Here is a 17,667-nt window from a genome sequence, read left to right on the forward strand (position 1 = left end):
CCGCTCCTCGCATGCGCTGCGCATCAGAACCTGTTCTTCCATTCCCTTAACGATTGAAAGACCTCCACGGGCGCAGCGCCTTCCTTGTGAACGGTTTTCGCAAGGGCAGGCTCCCCCGCCCGCAGGAAAGGATTGGTGGCCTTTTCCTCGCCGATCGTGGTCGGCACCAGGAAGCGTCCCTCGGCCTTGGCCTGCTCGGCTTGAGCCGCGCGCGCCTTGAGCGCCGCGTTGTCCGGATCGGCCGCAAGGGCGAACCGTGCGTTCGAGAGCGTGTAATCGTGGCCGCAATAAACCCTGGTCTCGTCGGGCAGCCGCGCCAGGCGCTGCAGGGTATGCCAGAAATCGGCATAGGTGCCCTCGAACATGCGTCCGCAGCCGAGGGTGAAGAGCGTGTCGCCCGCGAACAGCGCGCCGTCCTCGTCGAACCAGTAGGAGACGTGATCCGCGCAATGGCCCGGCGTTTCGAGGACCCGCGCCTGGAGGGTTCCCACCAGCACCCCGTCGCCTTCGCAGACCCACAGGTCGGCGGACGGCACCGCTTCCCGGGCCTTGGCGGGCGCCACCACCCGGCAGCCGGTGCGGCTTTTCAGGGCCTCGACGGCCTGGACGTGGTCGCTGTGCCGATGGGTGACGAGAATATCCGTGAGCGTCCACCCCTTCTCGGCGAGAGCCGCCAGGATCGGCCCCTCCTCCGGCGCGTCGATGGCGGCGCAGGAGCCCGTCTTGGGATCGTGGATCAGAACACCGATATTGTCCTGCAGGCAGAGAAAGGCGTGAATCTGGGCCGACATCGCCGAACCTTGTCTTGATGCGTCGTGAACAGTCATGGAAGAGTCAACTAGAGCCTCGGGCCCAAAAGTGGAATCCACTTTCGGGGTTCATCCGATGCTTGAGGGATGAAGAACCGCATCGTCCGGCGCGAGCCGAGGGATTGCGACGGCGAAAACCGGGTCCGCCGTCATGCGTTGTCCGGACGGACTGAAACACGTTTCGACGAGGTCATGAGCATCGACATCACAGACCTGCGCAGCTTCTACGCGAGCCCTCTCGGGGCCGTGACGCGCCGCTATGTCGGCCGGGCCATCGGCCGCTTCTGGGGGCCGTTGACGGGCCTGCGGGTGCTCGGCCTCGGCTATGCCCCACCCTATCTCTCGGCGGCCAGGGCCGACAGCGAGCGGACGATCGCCTTCATGCCCGCGAGCCAGGGGGTGGTGAACTGGCCCGGCACGGGGGTTTCGGCCTCGGCTCTCGTGGACCCGCTGATGATGCCCCTGCCCGAGGCCTCCATCGACCGGGTACTCCTGGTGCACGCCCTCGAGACGGTGGAGAGCCCGAGCGAACTCCTCCACGAAATCTGGCGCATCCTGACCCCGGGCGGGCGCATCATCATGGTGGCACCCAACCGGCGCGGCCTGTGGGCCCGGATGGACACCACGCCCTTCGGCTACGGGCAGCCCTACAGCCGTTCGCAGCTCAAGAGCCTTATGCGGCAGACCTGGTTCTCGCCCGAAGGCTGGGCGGAGACCCTCTACGTGCCGCCTCTCGCCAACCGCCTCGTGCTCGGCACCGCCCAAGCCTGGGAGCGCATCGGCTCGGGCTTTTCCCTGCCCTTCGCGGGGCTTCACATCGTGGAAGCCACCAAGCAGCTTTACCGCCCCGGCACCGTCATGGCGGTGCGGCGCTCCCGCCGCCCGGCCCCGGTTTTCGTACCGGCAACCGCGTCGAGGATCGGCAAGCTTCCTTGATTTTGCCTGGTTTTAGGGGAGTAAGGCAGGGCTCAACTTGACTTGAAGGCCCTGAATCGCCAGTGTCCGCCCCCACTGGCGAGGCTCTTCAGCCTCGCCAACCTTCATTTTTCAGAGAGCATCGTGCGGAAAAGCGGATCCGGTTTTCCGCCCGGACGATGCTCTTGTTTAAGGAGAAAGCATCGGGTTTGTCCCAAAAGTGCAAATCCACTTTGGGCCCGGTGCTATAGAGTCTGATGCGCAGTTATCTCGATTTCGAAAAGCCTGTCGCCGAGCTCGAGGCGAAGGTCGAAGAGCTCCGTGCCCTCGGTGAGAACCGGGATGCCGTCTCCATCACGGAAGACGTGTCCCGCCTGGAAACCAAGGCCGCGGACGCCCTGAAGGATCTCTATTCCAAGCTCACGCCCTGGCAGAAGACCCTGGTTGCGCGTCATCCGCAGCGGCCTCACTTCATCGATTACTGCGCCGGCCTGATCACCGAGTTCACGCCGCTCTCCGGCGACCGCAAGTTCGCCGAGGACGAGGCCATCCTGGCCGGGTTCGGCCGCTTCCGGGGCCAGCCCGTCTGCGTGCTCGGCCAGGAGAAGGGCCACAACACGGAAACCCGCATCCGGCACAATTTCGGCATGGCCCGTCCCGAGGGCTACCGCAAGGCCGCGCGCCTGATGGAAATGGCCGACCGCTTCGGCCTGCCCGTTCTTTCCTTCGTAGACACCGCCGGCGCCTATCCGGGCATCGAGGCGGAGGAGCGCGGTCAGGCGGAGGCCATCGCCCGCTCGACCGAGACGCAGCTGGGCCTGGGCGTACCGAACGTGTCCATCATCATCGGCGAGGGCGGATCGGGCGGCGCGATCGCGATCGCCACCGCCAACAAGGTGCTGATGATGGAGCATGCCATCTACAGCGTGATCTCGCCGGAAGGCGCGGCCTCGATCCTCTGGCGCGACGCGGCCCGCGCCCAGGACGCCGCCACCAACATGAAGATCACCGCCCAGGATCTTCTGCGTCTCGGCATCATCGACGGGATCATCACCGAGCCGGTGGGCGGCGCCCATCGCGACCCGGAAGCCGCCATCCAGGCTGCCGGAGCCGCCATCGAGGAAGCCCTCCACGACCTCGGCAACATGGGACCGGCGGAGATCCGGGATCACCGGGCCGAGAAGTTCCTCAACATCGGGCGGAAGCTCTAACATCCCGCGAATCGTCAGGGCCGCCCGGGTGCGGCCCTCGCGCTGCCTTGAGGGCTCTTCTCCCTCCGAAGGGGTGGCCCGCCGGGATGCCCCGTGTCGCCGGACCGTCCTCCGAAGGGGGTGTGTTTACCTCCCCTTAACTATGACTTTATCACAGCCCCGCTTGCAGTAAGCAGCAGTTAAGGCTAACGATTTAAGGGTTAAGGGGAACTGTCAGGCAAAGAGCCGACAGATCAGAAATGCGGGGTCCCCCATGTTGAAGCGTATCGCATTGGCCGCGAGCCTGGCGCTCGCGCTTGCTGCCTGCCAGGACGACAATCTCGCCCGAGGCTCCACGCGCCATCTTGCTCCGATTCCGCCGGCCACCATGGCGCTCATGTCCACGAAGGGCATGTCCAAGAACGATCCCATCCTGATCCGGGCCTACAAGAAGGAATCGGAGCTGGAGGTCTGGAAGCGCGGCTCCAACGGGAAATACGCGCTGCTCAAGACCTATCCCGTGTGCCGCTGGTCCGGCCAGCTCGGACCCAAGACCCGCGAAGGCGACCGCCAGGTGCCGGAAGGCTTCTACACGGTCACCCCGGCGCAGATGAACCCGAATTCCGCCTATTACCTGTCCTTCGACACCGGCTACCCGAACGCGTATGACCGCTCCTTCGGCCGCAATGGTGGGGACATCATGGTTCACGGCTCGTGCTCCTCGCGCGGCTGCTTCGCCATGACGGACCAGAACATCGCCGAGATCTACGCGATCGCCCGCGAGGCCTTCGCGAGCGGCCAGCGCGCCTTCCAGTTCCAGTCCTATCCGTTCCGGATGACGCCCGAGAACCTGGCCAAGCACCGCCTCGACACGAACATCGCCTTCTGGAAGAACCTGAAGGAAGGCTCCGACACCTTCGACGTGACGAAGGACGAGGTGCAGGTGGCGGTCGCCAACCACCGTTATGCCTTCAACGCCGGCTCTGAGGTGGCCTCGGCCGTGGCGCAGAAGCAGCGCGAGGACGAGCAGGAAGTGGCCGCGCTCGTCTCCAAGGGCATGAAGCCGGTCAAGCTCGTCTATCACGACGGCGACACCCACGAATCCTTCCGCACGGCGCTCGCCAACGCGTCCGGCGTCACCGACAGCAAGCTCGGCTTCGTGAGCCGGACCGAAGGCATCGCTTCCGGACCGCAGCAGATCGCCCTCGACGACAGCGGCCGCGAGAAGATCGAGACCCCGGCTCCGGCGCTCGCCTTCGCCTCCATGAAGGAAGTGCCCGCCGAGCCTGCGCAGCCCAAGGTGGTGGCGGCGGCCCAGCCGGCGGCTTCCGCCCCGGCGCAGGCCTCCGAGGAGACACCTTTCTACAAGAAGATGTTCGGCAACGTGGCCGACCTCTTCAGCACCTCGGCGCAGCCCGCCACGGACACGGTCCAGGCCGCACCGGCCACGATCGTCCCGTCCGTCAAGGCTCCGGCCAAGCCGCAGAAGCGCGCGGACGCGGCATCCGGTCTCAAGGTGGCTCAGGTCAGGAACTGAGCGGCCCCTGTTGTCCCATGCAGAAAGCCCGCCCTTTCGGCGGGCTTTTTTGTTGGCGCTCCGGCGACTTCGGATAGCGGCGGCAACTTTCCCGTTTCCACGCGAATTGAAGATCGGAGGCTATGCCGTGTCCGACGATCAGAGTCTCATCGCCGTCCCCAAGCCGCTGCAGCGTCAGATCGACAGCTTCGCCCGATCACTCCTTCAGCCTGTCCAGACTTTCGATTTCTCCGCTCCGCCCCTGGAACCCGCCCTGATCCCCGCGGAATCCGTCTCCTGGCGCGTCTTCAAGAATCCGGTCACCGTGTTCATCGGCGGCGTGACGGCGGTCCTGCTCGAATTCGGCGAGCCGCGCGTCCGCGACGGCGTCTGGCAGCACAGCCGCTTTCGCACCGATCCCCTCACCCGGCTGCAGCGGACGGGCCTTGCGGCGATGATCACCGTCTACGGCCCCCGCAGCAAGGCGGAGGCGATGATCGCGGGCGTCGTCAGACGCCATGACCGCGTCGTCGGACACACCCGCGAGGGCGAGCCGTATCACGCGAACGACCCGGCCCTGCTCGCCTGGGTGCAGGCCACGGCCGGCTTCGGATTCACCCAGGCCTACCAGGCCTATGTGAGGCGCCTGACCCCGGGCGAACGGCGCTCGCTGTTTACGGAATCCGCTCCGATCGCGCGGCTTTACGGGGCTGTGGGAGCCCCCTCCTCACAGCAGGAACTCGACGACCTGTTCCAGGCCATGAAGGCGCGGATCGTCCCCTCGCCGATCGTGTTCGAGTTTCTGGAGATCATGAGGCGGGCGCCGATCCTGCCCGCTCCCGCGCGCCCCCTGCAAAGGGTGCTGCTCAAGGCCGCCATCGATATCCTGCCGCCCTGGGTGCGCGAGCGGCTCGGCCTCGAGGAGCGCTGGGGGCTCAACCCGTTCGAGCGCACCTTCGTGCGTACCATGGCCCGGGCAAGCGACCGGCTCGTCCTGCCGTCCTCCCCCGCCGTCCAGTCCTGCCGTCGCCTCGGCCTGCCCGACGATTATCTCTATCGGCGGTGACGGCACCAAAGCCGCTCGTCTCGTCATGGCCGTCCCCGGACTTGATCCGGGGATCAGACGGCCATCCACGTCTTCGGAACCGCTGCACCGCAAAGACGTGGATCCCCGGCCCAAGGCCGGGGATGACGATGGAGGGGCTCACTCCTCCGGCCTGCTGAACAATCTCGGCCCGTGTCCGATCAGCTCCGGCGGCACCGTCTCTCGATCGATCGGCTGCGGTGCGCGGTTGCGGCGATAGACCATCCAGCGGCCCTGCGCGTCCTGGTACACGCCGTAGACCAGGCGGCCCTCGTCGGGCCGCGCGGGGCGGACGAGATCGCGCAGGCCGCGCAGCACGAGCCACGTCATGCCGAGCAGGGTGACGGGAACGGCGACGAGCCACAGGGCCTGGATGAGTTCGGGCCAGGTGTGGAACTTGGAAAGCCAATCGGCCACGACGCTGTAGGACGGATCCATCGGCAAACTCCCTTGGGGAAAAGGAGCCACCAGCGATGCTGGTGGCCGGGAGCTGATAGACCGCCACTAGACGGCCGCATTGGCCTTTGGGCTTTCGCCTTGGACATGCGCCAACACCTCCCGGCCATAGGGGCAAGGAGGCATCGTTTGCGGTCGATGCCGACCGCTAGTGGTGGGGCTATCAGACCCCAGAGCCGGATGCGTCCGGCTCCGGTGACGAGGTAACACGCAACAGGGGTGAGGGGTCAATGGGCGAGCGGCGGCTGGGAGTATTCCCTCCACCGTCATGGCCTTCTCTCGTCATGGCCGGCCTTGAGCCGGCCATCCACGTCTTGGAAACACAGCGCACTGAAGACGTGGATCCCCGGCTCAAGGCCGGGGATGACGGGGAGGGTGTCAGGGGCTCAGCCCGCGTTCAGAGCGCAAGTCGAAAAACAAAAAGCCCGCCGATCCGGCGGGCTTTCTCGGCTCTTGCGCCTTAAGCCACAAACTGGCCGTGGCAATGCTTGAACTTCTTGCCGGACCCGCAGGGGCACGGCTCGTTGCGGCTCACGCGCCCCCAGGTGGAGGGGTCGTTCGGGTCGCGCTGAGCACCCGTGGCCGGGTTGATGGAGGTCGCGGCGAAGCCCTGGGCTCCGCCTTCGCCGAAGGCCGCGCCTTGCGGCATGTCGAACTCGTTCTCGCCGGTGGCGGGATCGAGATGCTGCGGGAACATGGCCGGCAGCGGCTGCGCCTCGGGCTGCTGGAACACCACCTGGATGCGCATGAGCTGGCCGGTCACCTGCTCGCGCAGATGCGCGATCATGGTGTTGAACAGCTCGAAGGCCTCCGACTTGTACTCGTTGAGCGGGTCGCGCTGGGCGAGGCCGCGCCAGCCGATGACCTGACGCAGATGGTCGAGGGTGACGAGGTGCTCGCGCCAGAGATGGTCGAGGCTCTGCAGCAGAACCTGCTTCTCCACGTAGTTCATCACCTCGGCCGAGTTCGCCTCCACGCGCTGGGCGTAGGCTTCGTCGGCGGCCTTGGTGATGCGCTCGCGGATCTCGTCGTCGGCGATGCCCTCCTCCTTCGCCCATTCCTCGACGGGCAGATCGAGATTGAGGAAGTTGGCGACGTTCGTTTTAAGCCCCTCGATGTCCCACTGCTCCGCGTAGGCGTTCTCGGGGATCGCGCGGGACACGACGTCCTCGATCACGCCATGGCGCATGTCGTCGATGGTCTCGCGCACGCTCTCTTCCGCCATGAACTCCTTGCGCTGCTCGAACACGACCTTGCGCTGGTCGTTCATGACGTTGTCGTATTTCAGGATGTTCTTGCGGATGTCGAAGTTGCGCGCCTCGACCTTCGCCTGCGCGCGCTCGATGGCCTTGTTGATCCACGGATGGATGATGGCCTCGCCTTCCTTGAGACCCAGCTTCTGCAGCATGCCGTCCATGCGGTCGGAGCCGAAGATGCGCATCAGGTCGTCCTGGAGCGACAGGTAGAACTTGGAGCGGCCCGGATCGCCCTGGCGGCCCGAGCGGCCGCGCAGCTGGTTGTCGATGCGCCGCGACTCGTGGCGCTCGGTGCCGAGCACGTAGAGGCCTCCGGCGGCCAGCGCCTTCTCCTTGAAGGCGGCGACTTCGTCGAGAATCTCCTTCTCTTTGGCGGCGCGCTCCTCGCCCTCGATGCCGACGAGCTCGCGCTCGATGCGCATCTTGGCGTTACCGCCGAGCTGGATGTCGGTGCCGCGGCCCGCCATGTTGGTGGCGATGGTGATCGCGCCCGGCACGCCGGCCTGGGCGACGATGAAGGCCTCCTGCTCGTGGAAGCGGGCGTTCAGCACGGCGAAGTGCTTCGTGCCGCGACCGGCGCGCGCATCCTTGTAGAGGGGCTCCAGCGCCTGCGGGTTCTCGAAATCGATGAGCTTGTAGCCTTCCTTGACGAGGAAGTCTGCGAGATATTCCGACTTCTCGATGGAGGTGGTGCCCACCAGGATCGGCTGGCCCTTGGCCGAGGCAGCCTCGATGTCGCGGATCACGGCCCTGTAGCGCTCCTCCGCCGTCCGGTAGACCTCGTCGTCGTCGTCGATACGCGAGACGGGACGGTTGGTGGGGATCTCCACCACTTCGAGGTTGTAGATCTCCAGGAACTCGTCGGCTTCGGTCGCGGCCGTGCCGGTCATGCCGCCGAGCTTGCCGTAGAGGCGGAAATAGTTCTGGAAGGTGATGGAGGCGAGCGTCTGGTTCTCGGGCTGAACCTGCACGTGCTCCTTGGCCTCGAGCGCCTGGTGCAGGCCTTCCGAATAGCGGCGGCCCGGCATCATGCGGCCGGTGAACTCGTCGATGATCACCACCTCGTCGTTGCGGACGATGTAGTCCTTGTCGCGCTGGAAGAGGGTGTGGGCGCGAAGCGCCTGGTTCATGTGGTGGACGAGGGTGGCGTTCTGGGCGTCGTAGAGGTCGCCCTCCTTGAGCAGGCCCTCGGCGCGCAGCAGTTCCTCGATCTTCTCGGTGCCATCCTCGGTCAGGGCCACGGAGCGCTGCTTCTCGTCGAGCTCGTAGTCGCTCTTGTCGAGGCGCGGGATGACCTTGTCGATGGCGTTGTAGAGCTCGGAGCGGTCGTCGAGCGGGCCCGAGATGATGAGCGGCGTGCGGGCCTCGTCGATGAGGATCGAGTCCACCTCGTCGACGATGGCGAAGTTGTGCCCGCGCTGGACCATCTGCGACATCTCGTACTTCATGTTGTCGCGAAGGTAGTCGAAGCCGTACTCGTTATTGGTGCCGTAGGTGATGTCGGCCGCATAGGCCTGAGCGCGCTCGGCGTCGTCGAGGCCGTGGACGATGACTCCCACGGAGAGGCCCAGGAAGCGGTAGATCTGGCCCATCCATTCGGCGTCGCGGCGGGCGAGGTAGTCGTTCACCGTCACCACGTGGACGCCCTTGCCCGCAAGGGCGTTCAGGTAGACCGGCAGGGTCGCGACCAGGGTCTTGCCCTCACCGGTGCGCATTTCGGCGATCGAGCCCTCATGGAGCACCATGCCGCCGATGAGCTGAACGTCGAAGTGGCGCTGGCCGAGGGTGCGCTTGGCCGCCTCGCGGACCGTGGCGAAGGCCGGGACCAGGAGATCGTCGAGGGTTTGGCCTGCGGCGAGCTGGGCCTTGAACTCTTCCGTACGGGCACGCAGCTCGCTATCGGAGAGCCCCTGCAGCTCGGCCTCCATCGCGTTGATGGCCGCGACCTTGGGCCGGTAGGACTTCAGCCGGCGATCGTTGACCGAGCCAAAGATTTTCTTCGCGAATGAACCGAACATCGAGAGCCTTCAGAATTCCAGAAGATAAGGGGGCGCTGGGACCGCCTTATAGACCTAATTATGCGGATGCGCATCTTAAAGACCGTGCCTGAACAGCGCAGCCCACGACTCCGCACGCGGGCCCCGAGCAAGGGCCCGCCTTGCGGGATGCTGTGGCATAATTATGCCATCGCTTGCAAACGTAAACAGGTTGAGCCATCTGAACTTGCTGTCCGTGGGCTCAGTCAGCCCACCAGAGGATCCGACATGTCTTCACTCTCGGTACGTAAAAGCCTACTTGCCCTCGGAGCCGCCCTGCCCCTGATGGCGGGCGCCGCCCTTGCCCAGACGCCTCCGGCCTCGCCTCCTGCCACGTCCCCCGCCACCTCGCCTGCCGCCGTGCCCGCCGTGGACCCCTCCAAGGTGGTCGCCCGCGTGAACGGCATGGAGATCACGGAAGGCGATCTCGCCATCGCCGCCGAGGATCCGGCCCTGCAGATGCCGAACGTGCCCGACGAGCAGAAGCGCGAGCTTTTGACGGGCTACCTGATCGATCTGAAGCTCGGCGCCAAGGCCGCCGAGGCCGCTAAGGTCGGCAGCGGCGCGGATTTCGCCCGTAAGCTCGCCTACAACCGGGACAAGACCCTGCTGGACGAGTACCTCGACCAGACCGCCAAGAAGGCCGTGTCCCCCGAGGCCGCCCGCAAGCTCTACGACGAGACGATCAAGGGCCTGGCCCCCGAGCAGGAGGTGCGCGCCCGCCACATTCTCGTGGACAGCGAGGAAGAGGCCAAGAAGGCCTATGATCGGGTGAAGGGCGGCGAGGATTTCGCCAAGGTCGCCGCCGAGCTCTCCAAGGATCCCGGCTCCAAGACCGATGGCGGCGATCTCGGCTTCTTCACCAAGGACCGGATGGTCGAGCCCTTCGCCGAGGCCGCCTTCAAGCTCGAGCCCGGCCAGATCTCCGAGCCGGTGAAGAGCCAGTTCGGCTGGCACGTGATCAAGGTCGAGGAGAAGCGCACCAAGCCTGCGCCGAGCTTCGAGGAGACCAAGGATCAGGTCGAGGCCTTCCTTGGCCGGAAGGCGCAGCAGGACCTCATCACGGGCCTGCGCAAGGACGCCAAGATCGAGCGCCTGGACGACAAGGGCAACCTCGTCGAGCAAAAGAAGCAGTAAGGCTCAAGCTCATCCATTCGAAGGGCGGCCCTGAGGGCCGCCCTTTTTGTTTTGGCTCTATTCCTCGTTTCGCCATCGCCGAGGATGACCGTGTGAGGCCGTCACTTGTTCGTCCGGCCCATGCGGTTGGGGTCGACGCCGCCCTGGCGGTTGGTCTGGTTCTCCACGTCGCCCTGGAAGGTCGAGCCGCCGTCCAGGTCGCGCGGGTCCTCGCCGGAGATGGTGGTGCCCTTGGAGCGTCCGATCCCCGGATCGACGTCGAGATCGCTGCGCGGTCTCTCCTCGGGCTTCGTCTTCGGGTGCTTGCCGGTCATGAAAGCCTCCATCGGTTGCAGACCGGGTCAACGAGGACACAGCAGCCGCGTTCCGTGCCGCCCGCGGACCGCCCCGTGCAGCTTTGACTTGACAAAAAGCCTTAAAAAACCACAGGTCGCGGTTCCTAACAGTGTTCCATCCCGCTCACATCCGAGAGCCCGCATGTCCAAGACCGTGTCTCCGCTCGCGCCCAAGACGTTCCCCAGCCTGCCCGCCATCGACGGAGTCCGGCTGGCCACGGCGGAGGCAGGCATCCGGTACAAGAACCGGACGGACGTGCTCTACGTGACCCTGCCCAAGGAAACGACCGTGGCGGGGGTGTTCACGCGCTCCAAATGCCCCTCGGCCCCCGTCGATTGGTGCCGCAAGAACCTGGCGAAGGGCACGGCCCGCGCCCTCGTGGTGAATTCCGGCAACGCCAATGCGTTCACCGGCAAAAAGGGCGCGGAGGCGGTGAAGCTCACCGCCGAGATCGCGGCCGAGGCCGCGGGCTGCCGCGCCTCGCAGGTGTTCATCGCCTCCACGGGCGTGATCGGCGAGCCGCTCGACGCGTCGAAGTTCCAGGGTGTGCTCGAATCCTGCGAGAAGAAGGCGAAGCCCACCGCCTGGCTCGATGCCGCCAAAGCCATCATGACCACGGACACATTCCCGAAGGTGGCGACCCGCACGGCCACCATCGGCGGCGTCGAGGTGACCATCAACGGCATCGCCAAGGGCGCGGGCATGATTGCGCCCGACATGGCGACCATGCTCTCCTTCATCTTCACCGACGCGCCGATCGCCGCCCCCGTTCTCCAGGCCCTGCTCAAGAAAGGCGCCGACAAGAGCTTCAACTGCGTGACGGTGGACAGCGACACCTCCACCTCCGACACCCTGCTGTTCTTCGCGACCGGCGCCGCCGCGAGCCGCGGCGCGCCCGCGATTTCGCTGCCGAGCGACCGCCGCCTGAAGGAGTTCCGCGCGGCGCTCGAAGGCCTGCTCTGCGATCTCGCCCAGCAGGTCGCCCGCGACGGCGAGGGAGCGCGCAAGTTCGTGACCGTGAAGGTGACCGGCGCGACCGGCGCGACCTCGGCCAAGCGCATCGCCATGGCAATCGCCAATTCCCCGCTCGTGAAGACGGCGGTCGCCGGCGAGGACGCCAATTGGGGCCGCGTGGTCATGGCCGTGGGCAAGGCAGGCGAGCCGGCGGAGCGCGACAAGCTCGCGATCTGGTTCGGCGACATCCGCGTGGCCGTGAAAGGCGCGCGCGACCCCGAATACAGCGAGGCGAAGACCTCGGCCTATATGAAGGGCGACGAGATCACGATCCGCGTCGACCTCGGCCTCGGGCGCGGCGAGGCCACCGCATGGACCTGCGACCTCACCAAGGCCTACGTGGAAATCAACGGCGATTACCGGAGCTGAGGCCCAGGAGCCATGCAGCCGCTCAAACTCACCCTCGTCGTCGCCGTCGCGCTGGTCGACACGGACAACCGCATTCTCCTGGCTCAGCGCCCCGAGGGAAAGCAGCTCGCCGGGCTGTGGGAGTTTCCCGGCGGCAAGGTGGAGCCCGGCGAGCGGCCGGAGGAGACGCTGATCCGCGAGCTCAAGGAAGAACTCGGCATCACGGTGAAGGAGCCGTGCCTCGCGCCGCTCACCTTCGCGAGCCATCCTTACGAGAGCTTTCACCTCCTGATGCCGCTCTACATCTGCCGCCGCTGGGAAGGCCTCGTGCAGCCGCTGGAGGGCCAGGCCCTGAAATGGGTGAGGCCGCAGGAGCTGCGCAGCTACCCGATGCCGCCCGCCGACGAGCCGCTGATTCCCTTCCTTCTCGATCTTCTCGGATCGTAAGGCCCCTCTATGTCGTCCCAGACCGCCGAGGCGGCTCCATCGACGCCAGCCCCGACCCCGGCCTTCATTCTCTCCAATCTGCTCGTCTGCTCCTTCCTGTGGGGAAGCGCGCTCCTGTTCGTGAAGCTGAGCGGGAATTTGAGCCCTTTCGTGATGGCCGCCATGCGCGGCCTGATCGGGGCGACGTCACTGGCCGCCTGGTTCCTGGCCCAGGGCAAGACCATTCTGCCCCAGCGCCATGAATTTAGGGTCTGGGCCTTCCTCGGCACGTTCAACGGCTGGCTGCCGAATGTTCTCGTGGCCTATGCGCTGACGCAGATCGACACCGCGCCCGCCGCGATGATCCAGGCCTCCTCCCCGCTGATCGTCGCGCTCGCGTCCCACCTGCTGTTCGCGGAGGAGCGGCTCGGCCCGCAGCGGCTTCTCGGCGTTCTCATCGGCTTCGTCGGGATGGGCATCCTCATCGGCCCGGCGGCCATGCCCGACAGCGGCATCAGCCCCGTCGGGATCGCCACCATGGTGCTGGTCGCCTGCAGCTATGCGGCGGCGAACGTCTATGTGCGCACCGTCCGGAATGTGGACCCGGCCCGCATGGCGCTCGGCCAGCAGATCGGCTCCGGCACGGCAGCGACCCTGCTGGCCCTGCTGCTCGCGGGCCCCTCGGCCTTCGCGCCCGTACCGTCGCACCTGGCGCCTCTTCTGGCGCTCGGCGTCATGTCGACCGCTTTGCCGATCCTGCTGTTCATGTATCTGATCCGCCGCACGGGGCCGACCCGGGCCTCCATGGTGGGCTATCTCGGGCCGGTCTGGACCATCCTGCTCGCCGTTCTGTTCCTGAACGAGCGCGTGGGGCTGCGCGAGTTGTGCGGGGGCGCGGTGGTTCTGTCGGGCGTAGCCCTCGTGTCCTTCACGGGCCGGCTCAGGTGAGGGTCGTGAGCGCCTCGCGCGTCTTGGCGGGAATGTCGACGGGGCGCTGTGTCGTCCGCTCCACGTAGACATGGACGAAATGGCCCTGCGCCGCCACGAGCTCGGACCCTTCCTTGAAGATGCCGATCCGATAGCGCACCGACGAACGGCCGAGATGCGCGACGGCGATGCCGGCCTCCAGCCGCTCGGGAAAGGCCACGCTCTCAAAATAGGTGCAGCCGGATTCCACCACGAGCCCGATCACCGGGCTCGCCCCGATATCGAGCAATCCCTCCTCGACGAGCCAGGCATTCACCGCACTGTCGAAGAAGGAATAGTAATGCACGTTGTTCACGTGCCCGTAGGCGTCGTTGTCCATCCAGCGCGTGGCGATGGGGCGAAAGAGCCGGAAGGCGGCGCGGGAGAACCGCGCGGGACGTTCGGACATGGCGCGTGTCACCAGGCGGCTTCGTAGATGGCGCGCGCATCGTCGAGAGACAGCGGACGCGGATTGTTCACGAGCAGACGCGTCTGCTTCATCGCATCCTCCGCCAGCATCGGCAGGGCATCCCGAGGGATGCCGACGTCGCGCAGGCGCGGCTGGAGGCCGACCTTCACGCAAAGCCCGGCCAGCGCCTCGACGAAGGAATCCGCGTCGCCGCGCTCCCCGAGATCCGGGAAAGCGTGCGGCGCGAGTTCTTCATAGGCTCCCGCGCAGGCACCCGCATTGAAGCGCAGCACATGCGCCAGCACGAGCGCGTTGGAGAGGCCGTGCGGCACGCCGAAATGGCCGCCGATCGGATAGGCGAGCGCGTGCACGGCGGCCACGGGCGAGTTGGCGAAAGCCTGCCCGGCCAGCATGGACCCGAGGAGCATCGCGGCCCGCGCCTCCCCATCCTGGCCATGATGAACGGCGCGCTCGATGTTGCGTCCGAGGAGACGCAGTGCCTCTCGGGCCAGCGCCTTCGAGACCGGATTGTTGTTGGCGCTGGTGGAGGTGTAGGACTCGATGGCGTGGACCATCGCGTCGATGCCCGTCGCCGCCGTCACGTGCGGCGGCAGGTTCAAGGTGAGATCCGGATCGAGCAGCGCGATATCGGGAATGATGAGGGGGGACACCACGCCCTTCTTCTCGTGCGCACCGGTGGTGACGATGGCGATCGGCGTCACCTCCGACCCGGTGCCCGCCGTGGTGGGAACGGCGAGGAGCGGAAGCCTCGGTCCTTTCGCAATCCCGACCCCATAGATTTCGGAGAGGCTCTCGTCACTTCCGGCGAGCAGGGCGACGAGCTTGGCGACGTCAATGGAGGAGCCGCCGCCGAATCCGATCACCGCCCGGGCCTCGAAAGCCCTCGCCCTCTCCGCAGCGGCGAGCACGACCGCCTCGGGAGGATCGGCAACGACCCCGTCGAACACATCGACCGCGATGCCCGCCTCCTCGAGGGAATGAAGAGCCTTTTCGAGCAGGCCCGCCTTCACCAGCCCGGCATCGGTGACGAGGGCGACCCGGGGGCCGAGATGCTGCGCCGCGATCTCGCCGATGCGCGCGATCGTTCCGGAGCCGAAAACCAGGGACGGGGCGGTATTGAACGTGAAGGGCGGCATGGGATCATCCGTTTTCACGAAGAGTGACGCGGCGAAGCGTCGACGGCAAGCCTCGCTCCGAACCCCGGTTCGCCAGCCCTCTTCCGGTCAGTCCCGGAATTCCTCGATGGCGTCGACCTTCTCGGGATAGAAAGCCACATGCTCCTTGATGGCGGCGACGGCAGGCGCGGGATCCTCGTAGCTCCAGGCGGCGTTCTCGCGCACGAGGCCGCCGCCGCTCACCGTGAAATACGAGGCGTCGCCTTTGTAGGGGCAATGGGAGGTGTGATCGGTGGAATCGAGCAGGTCCATGTGCACGTCCTGCCTCGGAATGTAGAAGACCGGCGGGAGCGTGGCTTCCTGAAGGGTCAAAGCCTGCGTCGTTTCGGCGATGATGAAGCCGCCGAGCATGACCCGGATGCGGTGCGGGTTTCGGGTGATCGTGATCGGATGATCCGGACCGGGCTCTTTCATGGCGCAGGGCTCTCCAGGGAACTCTTGGACACTCTCAGAACCAAGATAGAGCAGCCCGATGGGAGCCAAAGGGCCCGCTACGAAAGATCATTCGTTCCCTTGCGGCCCGGGCTCTCCCTCCTTCACGCCCAACGCATCCGCGAGCCGCATCTTGGCGGAGCCGGGCCGGAGCGGCTTCTGCTGGCTCTCGTGCGGCGCCCAGCCGGAGAGCCAGACGATCTCGAAGGTCGCCGGGACGCGGCCGTCCGGGTCTGCGAAGCGCTCGGCATAGATTTCCGCCGCGCGCATCAGGGTAGCGCGCTTCAGCGGCGTGCGGCGGCGGTCGTTCAGCGCATTCGTAAGCCCCATGGCGCGAAGATCCCGCATGAGGGCGAAGGCATTGGCGTAGCGCACGCGAACGATGTCCGTGTCGGTGACCGGCAGGGCGAACCCCGCCCGCTGGAGCAGGCCCCCGATGTCGCGCAGGTCAGCGAAAGGCGCGACGCGCGGGCTCACGCCGCCTTCCATCTCGGCCTCGGCCTGGGTCAGGGCCTGGCGCAGCTCCGTCAGGGTCGCGCCGCCGAGCAGGGCCCCCATGAACAGGCCGTCGGGCTTGAGCGCCCGCCGGATCTGGACGAGCGCGCCCGGGAGATCGTTGACGCTGTGGAGGGCAAGCAGCGACACCGCCAACTCGAAGCGCTCGCCGGAGAACGGCAGCCGCTCCTCGTCGCCCAGTACGCTGCCGGGCTCAGGGGTCGGCGAGAGGCGCACGACCGTCTCGGCCTGCCCTGTCCGAAGCAGGGCCTCGGAAGCGGCGGGCGTCGGCGTCCCGACATCGATGGCCTGCGCGAAGGAGCGCAGCACGGTCGAAAGGCGCTCCTGCAGATCTTCGACCGTCCGGGCCAAGAGGAAATCGGCATAACCCGCCTTCAGCGCGCGCGACAGGCGCCGGCGGACGAGGGAGCGGTCGAAGACGAGAGGTGTGCTCATGAGGCGCTCGATATGGCCCTTCCCCGACCAAGAACCAAGGAATTTTTCGCAGCCGAGCGAAAGGATACACAATCACGCTCCCATCCGCTAAGCTCTGCCGATGGATGACCTGATCGAGACGCGAGAGCTCCGCTCTGTCTCCCGCTTGCGGCTCATGGTGCGGGAAGCCGGGCGCATGGCGATCGGCCTCCTCTACCCGCCCGGCTGCATCGCCTGCCAAGGGGCCACGGGCGAGCCGCACGGACTATGCGCCGCCTGCTGGTCGGGCATTCGCTTCATCGAGCGCCCGTTCTGCGAGCGGCTCGGCATCCCCTTCCAGGTCGATCTCGGGCAGCCCCTCCTATCCCCCGCCGCCATGGCCGACCCTCCGGTGTTCGGGCGCGCCCGGGCGGTGGCGGAATACGACGGGACCGCGAGCCTGCTCGTGCACCGGCTCAAATACAATGACCGGCTGGAGCTCGCCCGCGCCCTGGGCGGCATGATGGTCCGGGCCGGCGCGGAGCTGCTGGCGGAAGCGGATGTGATCGTCCCCGTGCCGCTCCATCGCTGGCGGCTCTGGCGGCGGCGCTTCAACCAGGCCATGGCGCTGGCGAAGGTCGTCGCCTCCGAAAGCGGCGTGCCTTGCGATCCCTCGGCTCTCGCCCGCGTCAAACGCACCCGGCGGCAGGTGGGCCTCACCAAGGCGCAGAGGCAGGAGAACCTGCAGGGGGCCTTCCGCGTGCCGCCCGAGGCGAAGGTCTACCTGGCAGGCAAACGGGCGCTCCTCATCGACGACGTGCTCACCACCGGCTCCACCGCGAACGCCGCCGCACGGGCGCTTTTGCGGGGCGGCGCGGCCTCGGTGGACATCCTGGCCTTCGCGAGAGTTGTCCAGGAGTTGTGATCCCGGCCTGATTGTCCCTATATCTAGGCCCAACGCACGGAGACATGGATGCCGTCCATCACGATCTACACCAAGGGCTGGTGCCCCTATTGCTCGGCCGCGAAGAGGCTTCTCGAAGAGAAGGGCGCAGCCTTCACCGAGATCGACATCGAAAAGACCCCCGAGGCGCGGGCAGAGATGATCCAGAAGGCCGGCGGGCGCACCACCGTGCCGCAGATTTTCATCGACGGGAAGCACGTGGGCGGCTGCGACGACCTCTATGCCCTCGACGACCGGGGGCAGCTCCAGCCCCTTCTGCAGGCCTGAC

The 17,667-nt window shown here is 66.6% G+C and carries 18 protein-coding genes; 10 read left to right on the forward strand and 8 right to left on the reverse strand.

Annotated features, from left to right (window positions below):
* Positions 1-23: 23 nt before the first annotated feature.
* Positions 24-791 (reverse strand): hydroxyacylglutathione hydrolase, encoded by a 768-nt coding sequence (gene gloB, locus ACS5Q0_RS04400; protein ID WP_473125383.1) that lies wholly within the window; start codon positions 789-791, stop codon positions 24-26.
* 210 nt (positions 792-1,001) lie between these two features.
* On the opposite strand from gloB, the gene ACS5Q0_RS04405 reads away from it, so the two are divergent.
* The 4 genes from ACS5Q0_RS04405 to ACS5Q0_RS04420 all read left to right on the forward strand — a co-directional run bounded on the left by ACS5Q0_RS04405 (position 1,002) and on the right by ACS5Q0_RS04420 (position 5,496).
* Positions 1,002-1,745 carry a class I SAM-dependent methyltransferase gene (locus ACS5Q0_RS04405; RefSeq protein ID WP_473125500.1) on the forward strand — a complete coding sequence of 248 codons (744 nt, stop codon included), beginning with the start codon at positions 1,002-1,004 and terminating at the stop codon, positions 1,743-1,745.
* A gap of 236 nt (positions 1,746-1,981) precedes the next feature.
* Positions 1,982-2,935 (forward strand): acetyl-CoA carboxylase carboxyltransferase subunit alpha, encoded by a 954-nt coding sequence (locus ACS5Q0_RS04410; protein WP_473125384.1) that lies wholly within the window; start codon positions 1,982-1,984, stop codon positions 2,933-2,935.
* A 253-nt stretch (positions 2,936-3,188) separates the two neighbouring features.
* Positions 3,189-4,451, forward strand: a complete 1,263-nt coding sequence (locus ACS5Q0_RS04415; protein ID WP_473125385.1) for a L,D-transpeptidase family protein — start codon at positions 3,189-3,191, stop codon at positions 4,449-4,451.
* A 127-nt stretch (positions 4,452-4,578) separates the two neighbouring features.
* The gene (locus tag ACS5Q0_RS04420) at positions 4,579-5,496 is read left to right on the forward strand and encodes an oxygenase MpaB family protein (RefSeq protein WP_473125386.1); all 918 of its coding nucleotides are present in this window, start codon (positions 4,579-4,581) and stop codon (positions 5,494-5,496) included.
* 138 nt (positions 5,497-5,634) lie between these two features.
* Here ACS5Q0_RS04420 and ACS5Q0_RS04425 read toward each other — a convergent pair whose 3' ends face one another.
* Positions 5,635-5,952: a hypothetical protein gene (locus ACS5Q0_RS04425; protein ID WP_473125387.1), complete on the reverse strand. Its 318-nt coding sequence runs from the start codon at positions 5,950-5,952 to the stop codon at positions 5,635-5,637.
* Positions 5,953-6,430: 478 nt separating this feature from the next.
* The gene (secA, locus tag ACS5Q0_RS04430; protein ID WP_473125388.1) at positions 6,431-9,244 is read right to left on the reverse strand and encodes a preprotein translocase subunit SecA; all 2,814 of its coding nucleotides are present in this window, start codon (positions 9,242-9,244) and stop codon (positions 6,431-6,433) included.
* Positions 9,245-9,490: 246 nt separating this feature from the next.
* Between secA and ACS5Q0_RS04435 the strand changes: the two genes are divergently transcribed.
* On the forward strand, positions 9,491-10,399 hold the full coding sequence (locus tag ACS5Q0_RS04435; protein WP_473125389.1) for a peptidylprolyl isomerase: 909 nt from the start codon (positions 9,491-9,493) through the stop codon (positions 10,397-10,399).
* A gap of 101 nt (positions 10,400-10,500) precedes the next feature.
* Here ACS5Q0_RS04435 and ACS5Q0_RS04440 read toward each other — a convergent pair whose 3' ends face one another.
* Positions 10,501-10,713, reverse strand: a complete 213-nt coding sequence (locus ACS5Q0_RS04440; protein WP_473125390.1) for a hypothetical protein — start codon at positions 10,711-10,713, stop codon at positions 10,501-10,503.
* A 163-nt stretch (positions 10,714-10,876) separates the two neighbouring features.
* On the opposite strand from ACS5Q0_RS04440, the gene argJ reads away from it, so the two are divergent.
* From argJ to ACS5Q0_RS04455, 3 genes are read left to right on the forward strand one after another with little or no spacing between them, the layout of a single operon-like run.
* Positions 10,877-12,118 carry a bifunctional glutamate N-acetyltransferase/amino-acid acetyltransferase ArgJ gene (gene argJ, locus ACS5Q0_RS04445; RefSeq protein WP_473125391.1) on the forward strand — a complete coding sequence of 414 codons (1,242 nt, stop codon included), beginning with the start codon at positions 10,877-10,879 and terminating at the stop codon, positions 12,116-12,118.
* 12 nt (positions 12,119-12,130) lie between these two features.
* Positions 12,131-12,544 carry a (deoxy)nucleoside triphosphate pyrophosphohydrolase gene (locus ACS5Q0_RS04450; RefSeq protein WP_473125392.1) on the forward strand — a complete coding sequence of 138 codons (414 nt, stop codon included), beginning with the start codon at positions 12,131-12,133 and terminating at the stop codon, positions 12,542-12,544.
* 9 nt (positions 12,545-12,553) lie between these two features.
* The gene (locus tag ACS5Q0_RS04455; RefSeq protein WP_473125393.1) at positions 12,554-13,471 is read left to right on the forward strand and encodes a DMT family transporter; all 918 of its coding nucleotides are present in this window, start codon (positions 12,554-12,556) and stop codon (positions 13,469-13,471) included.
* On the opposite strand, the gene ACS5Q0_RS04460 is transcribed toward ACS5Q0_RS04455, so the two are convergent.
* The 4 genes from ACS5Q0_RS04460 to ACS5Q0_RS04475 form a co-directional block, all read right to left on the reverse strand.
* Positions 13,464-13,898: an acyl-CoA thioesterase gene (locus ACS5Q0_RS04460; protein WP_473125394.1), complete on the reverse strand. Its 435-nt coding sequence runs from the start codon at positions 13,896-13,898 to the stop codon at positions 13,464-13,466. The genes ACS5Q0_RS04455 and ACS5Q0_RS04460 overlap by 8 nt on opposite strands.
* Before the next feature lie 8 nt (positions 13,899-13,906).
* Positions 13,907-15,055 (reverse strand): iron-containing alcohol dehydrogenase, encoded by a 1,149-nt coding sequence (locus ACS5Q0_RS04465; protein WP_473125395.1) that lies wholly within the window; start codon positions 15,053-15,055, stop codon positions 13,907-13,909.
* 87 nt (positions 15,056-15,142) lie between these two features.
* Positions 15,143-15,508 carry a DUF427 domain-containing protein gene (locus ACS5Q0_RS04470; RefSeq protein ID WP_473125396.1) on the reverse strand — a complete coding sequence of 122 codons (366 nt, stop codon included), beginning with the start codon at positions 15,506-15,508 and terminating at the stop codon, positions 15,143-15,145.
* An 87-nt stretch (positions 15,509-15,595) separates the two neighbouring features.
* Positions 15,596-16,477 (reverse strand): methyltransferase domain-containing protein, encoded by an 882-nt coding sequence (locus tag ACS5Q0_RS04475; protein WP_473125397.1) that lies wholly within the window; start codon positions 16,475-16,477, stop codon positions 15,596-15,598.
* 154 nt (positions 16,478-16,631) lie between these two features.
* Between ACS5Q0_RS04475 and ACS5Q0_RS04480 the strand changes: the two genes are divergently transcribed.
* Positions 16,632-17,360, forward strand: a complete 729-nt coding sequence (locus ACS5Q0_RS04480; RefSeq protein ID WP_473125501.1) for a ComF family protein — start codon at positions 16,632-16,634, stop codon at positions 17,358-17,360.
* A gap of 48 nt (positions 17,361-17,408) precedes the next feature.
* Complete coding sequence (gene grxC, locus ACS5Q0_RS04485; protein WP_473125398.1) at positions 17,409-17,666, forward strand: glutaredoxin 3; 258 nt, start codon at positions 17,409-17,411, stop codon at positions 17,664-17,666.
* Position 17,667: the final 1 nt, after the last annotated feature.

The sequence above is a fragment of the Microvirga sp. HS2 genome (assembly GCF_055792805.1).

Excerpts from the sequence above, each read along its gene's own strand:
- ACS5Q0_RS04455 (WP_473125393.1), top strand. The coding sequence starts at position 12,554 with ATGTCGTCCCAGACCGCCGAGGCGGCTCCATCGACGCCAGCCCCGACC.
- grxC (WP_473125398.1), top strand. The coding sequence starts at position 17,409 with ATGCCGTCCATCACGATCTACACCAAGGGCTGGTGCCCCTATTGCTCG.
- argJ (WP_473125391.1), top strand. The coding sequence starts at position 10,877 with ATGTCCAAGACCGTGTCTCCGCTCGCGCCCAAGACGTTCCCCAGCCTG.
- secA (WP_473125388.1), bottom strand. The coding sequence starts at position 9,244 with ATGTTCGGTTCATTCGCGAAGAAAATCTTTGGCTCGGTCAACGATCGC.
- ACS5Q0_RS04440 (WP_473125390.1), bottom strand. The coding sequence starts at position 10,713 with ATGACCGGCAAGCACCCGAAGACGAAGCCCGAGGAGAGACCGCGCAGC.
- ACS5Q0_RS04465 (WP_473125395.1), bottom strand. The coding sequence starts at position 15,055 with ATGCCGCCCTTCACGTTCAATACCGCCCCGTCCCTGGTTTTCGGCTCC.
- ACS5Q0_RS04460 (WP_473125394.1), bottom strand. The coding sequence starts at position 13,898 with ATGTCCGAACGTCCCGCGCGGTTCTCCCGCGCCGCCTTCCGGCTCTTT.
- ACS5Q0_RS04425 (WP_473125387.1), bottom strand. The coding sequence starts at position 5,952 with ATGGATCCGTCCTACAGCGTCGTGGCCGATTGGCTTTCCAAGTTCCAC.
- ACS5Q0_RS04480 (WP_473125501.1), top strand. The coding sequence starts at position 16,632 with ATGGTGCGGGAAGCCGGGCGCATGGCGATCGGCCTCCTCTACCCGCCC.
- ACS5Q0_RS04470 (WP_473125396.1), bottom strand. The coding sequence starts at position 15,508 with ATGAAAGAGCCCGGTCCGGATCATCCGATCACGATCACCCGAAACCCG.
- ACS5Q0_RS04475 (WP_473125397.1), bottom strand. The coding sequence starts at position 16,477 with ATGAGCACACCTCTCGTCTTCGACCGCTCCCTCGTCCGCCGGCGCCTG.
- ACS5Q0_RS04450 (WP_473125392.1), top strand. The coding sequence starts at position 12,131 with ATGCAGCCGCTCAAACTCACCCTCGTCGTCGCCGTCGCGCTGGTCGAC.
- gloB (WP_473125383.1), bottom strand. The coding sequence starts at position 791 with ATGTCGGCCCAGATTCACGCCTTTCTCTGCCTGCAGGACAATATCGGT.
- ACS5Q0_RS04410 (WP_473125384.1), top strand. The coding sequence starts at position 1,982 with ATGCGCAGTTATCTCGATTTCGAAAAGCCTGTCGCCGAGCTCGAGGCG.
- ACS5Q0_RS04405 (WP_473125500.1), top strand. The coding sequence starts at position 1,002 with ATGAGCATCGACATCACAGACCTGCGCAGCTTCTACGCGAGCCCTCTC.
- ACS5Q0_RS04415 (WP_473125385.1), top strand. The coding sequence starts at position 3,189 with ATGTTGAAGCGTATCGCATTGGCCGCGAGCCTGGCGCTCGCGCTTGCT.
- ACS5Q0_RS04435 (WP_473125389.1), top strand. The coding sequence starts at position 9,491 with ATGTCTTCACTCTCGGTACGTAAAAGCCTACTTGCCCTCGGAGCCGCC.